The sequence below is a fragment of the Streptomyces calidiresistens genome, from assembly GCF_014141525.1.
Lineage (GTDB): Bacteria > Actinomycetota > Actinomycetes > Streptomycetales > Streptomycetaceae > Streptomyces > Streptomyces calidiresistens.
Genome location: NZ_VKHS01001115.1, coordinates 1 through 1350 on the forward strand (window position 1 = coordinate 1; position 1350 = coordinate 1350).

A 1350-nucleotide genomic window follows, 5' to 3' on the forward strand; every position below is an offset into this window, starting at 1 on the left:
AGAGACCGGGGTCGTGCCGGGGGCCGCTCAGCCGAGGGGATCGGCGGCGGCACCGGCCGGGGCGACCCGGTAGAAGTCCCCTTCGGGGTCGTAGTCGTAGATGAGGACGGTGGTGCCGGGCGGCAGCGGGGCGGCGCCGTCCTCGCCGTCGGCGCGGATGTCGACCAGCGCGGTCCCACCGTCGGGGAGGGTCACCAGGCCCTGGCCGAATTCGGTCGCCGAACAGCGCACCCGCACCTCGCACAGCAGGCCGACGAAGTCGGCGTTGCGGGCCACGGAGGTGAACCCCAGCAGTCGGCGCAGGGGGCGCGCGAGCAGCCACGTGGCCTGCCAGCCGGCCCACAGGGCCAGGAGGAGCACGCCGACGCGTGCCAGGGGGTGGTCGGTGAGCGCGGTGCCGACCAGGGCGACGAACCAGGCGACGGCGATCACGCAGGAGAGCACCACGGTGACCGGCACGCCGCCGAGGCCGAGCGCGGCGAGCAGTCCGGCGAAGCCGCCGGTGCCCGCGGGGTCGCCGGTCTCCCCGGCGCCGGAGTCACCGGAGCCCCCCGGGCCCCCGAAGAGGTCGCCCCCGAGGCCGGTGAGGGCGGCGACCAGCCAGTACCCGATGACGACCACCAGCGGGAAGGTGAACAGGACGACCGGGAACTGCGTCGCGGTCGCGAAGAAGTCCCCCATGTCGAACCCCGTATCCCCCGTGGTGATGACAGCCACTTTTATACGCCACGGGGTTCCGCGCGGGAACATCGGGGCGGCCTCGGGCGTTGGGACGCCGGGTGGGGTCCGGATGGTTCCCCCCGCCATGTGATCGGTTTCACCCGGTTCCGCCCGGAAGCGTCGACCGGCCGCCCCGCCCGGCGGCCGACACGGAACGCGGGCCCCCTCGGACGTGAGTGGTGTCACGCGGAAAAATGATGCTCCCGGGGCATTTTCGGCCGCCGGCGTGGTAGTGAGATCCGGGGAGCGAAGTGCGGAGCAAGGGGCGACATGAGCGCATCAATCGCCGCTTCCGTGCTTCACGCCCGAAAACCGCCGCTCCTCCCCCTACGGGTACGGTAAGGGGAACGCAGCCACCACATTCGAAAACACGTTCGTCGGGTGCGATCGGATCCGGCCGGCCCCACCGGCCGTCGCGTCCACCGGTCGCCGCGGCCCGGAAAACGCCGGGACATGCGCAAACGGACCGGAACGCGCCTTCTCGCGGACGGCCGGGGCCACCGACGCGGGTCCGCCCGACCGGGCGGGGCACCCCCGGACCCGGCGGTGTTTCACCCGTGGGGGTGAAACACCGGACGCCCGGGGAGTGGTGACGCGCCGACCGGCGCGCCTCCCCGGACGGCCCCCCTC

The 1350-nt window shown here is 73.6% G+C and carries 1 protein-coding gene; it reads right to left on the minus strand.

Going from position 1 to position 1350, the window contains the following annotated elements; translation table 11 throughout:
- Nucleotides 1–27: 27 nt before the first annotated feature.
- Complete coding sequence (locus tag FOE67_RS25805; protein ID WP_323385526.1) at nt 28–717, minus strand: hypothetical protein; 690 nt, start codon at nt 715–717, stop codon at nt 28–30.
- Nucleotides 718–1350: the final 633 nt, after the last annotated feature.